Source organism: Mesorhizobium sp. M7A.F.Ca.CA.001.08.2.1 (genome assembly GCF_003998455.1).
Classification (GTDB): Bacteria; Pseudomonadota; Alphaproteobacteria; order Rhizobiales; family Rhizobiaceae; genus Mesorhizobium; species Mesorhizobium ciceri.
Window position 1 is genome coordinate 1 of record NZ_RZPW01001091.1, and the last position, 1,552, is coordinate 1,552.

Genomic DNA, 1,552 nt, shown 5'->3' on the forward strand with positions numbered 1-1,552 from the left:
AGGTTGGACAGCATCATGTTCTTGCCGCCGCCAAGCACGCTCGGCGTCACATAGGCGCCAAGCGCTGGAATGAAGACCAGGATGGAGCCGGCGATGACGCCCGGCTTGACCATCGGAAAGATAATCCGCCGCAGCACCTGGAAGCGCGTGGCGTAAAGGTCGTAGCCCGCCTCGACCAGCCGGAAATCGAGCTTTTCCATACTGGCGTAGATCGGCAGCACCATCAGCGGCAGGTAGACATAGGCCATGCCGATCAGGATCGCCGTGTCGGTATAGAGGATCTGGATCGGCGCCGAGATGATGCCGAGCTTGAGCAGCATCGTGTTGATGATGCCTTCGTTGCGGATGATCTGCAGCACCGCGAAGGTGCGGATCAAAAGGTTGGTCCAGAACGGAATGGTGATCAGGAACAGCCAGAGATCGCGGGTCTTTTCGCTGCGCGTCGCCATGAAATAGGCGGTCGGGAAACCAAGCACCAAGGTGGCGATCGTCGTCACCACCGAGAGCTTGATCGAGCGCAGGAAGATGGTGACGTGGGCCGCGGCGATCGAAAGCGTGTCGTCGAAGATATCGCGTTCCAGAAACACCGCTATCCAGGCTTCCGGCGAGAACTGCCACTTCACGTCGCCATAGGAGCCTGGCGTCAGGAACGAGTACACGAGCACGATCAGCAAAGGGCCGGTCGCGGCGAGGAAAATGACCAGCAGCGCTGGTGCTGACAAAAGCCAGCGGTCACGGACATCGCGCCGCTCCGCTGCCTTGGCGACTTCTTCCGCGGTCGCCATCGTCAGTCCTTCAGGACCTGGGCGGCATCGCTGCCGATGAGGATGCCGACCGCGTCGCCCTTCTCGAAACCGCAGCCCGCGCTGCGCGTGTTCTGCTGGCGTACGGTGAAGAGTTCGCCACTGTCGAGATGAACGTGGATGTGGGTATCGGTGCCGAAATAGACGATGTTGTCGACCCTCCCCGACAGTTCGCCCTTGCCCTTGGTCAGCTTGGCGTGTTCAGGCCGAACCACGACCGTGGCATTGGGCTTGGGCTGGAAACCCTGGGCCACGGTCGCCTCGATGGTCGCACCGGACTTGAGCGTGGCGCGCGCCTTGCCGTTGGCCATCTCGCTGATAGCGGCCGTCAGGAAGTTGGTTTCACCGATAAAGTCGGCGACGAAGCGTTCGGCCGGCTTGTCGTAGATATCCCAGGGCGAACCGACCTGGAGGATCTTGCCCGATGACATGACCGCGATGCGGTCGGACATGGTCAGCGCTTCTTCCTGGTCGTGGGTGACGAAGATGAAGGTGATGCCGGTCTCGTGCTGCAGCCGCTTCAACTCGATCTGCATCTCCTTGCGCAGCTTGTAGTCGAGCGCCGACAGTGGCTCGTCGAGCAAAAGCACCTTCGGCTGCGGTGCCAAGGCGCGGGCCAAGGCCACGCGCTGCTGCTGGCCGCCGGAGATCTGGCTGGTGCGACGACCGGCGAGTGCCTCCCTCTTGACCAGCTTCAGCATCTCGGCGACGCGCGCCTTGATCTCGGCCCTCGGCTTACCCAGCATTTC

General features: G+C 61.9%; 2 protein-coding genes. Both read right to left on the reverse strand.

The window, feature by feature from the left end; all coding sequences use genetic code 11:
- Positions 1–785 (reverse strand): ABC transporter permease (locus EN914_RS35040; RefSeq protein WP_164779153.1); only part of this gene is annotated, 785 nt, incomplete at its 3' end.
- A 2-nt stretch (positions 786–787) separates the two neighbouring features.
- Positions 788–1,552: ABC transporter ATP-binding protein (locus EN914_RS35045; protein ID WP_164779154.1), on the reverse strand; the 765-nt coding region annotated here is incomplete at its 5' end.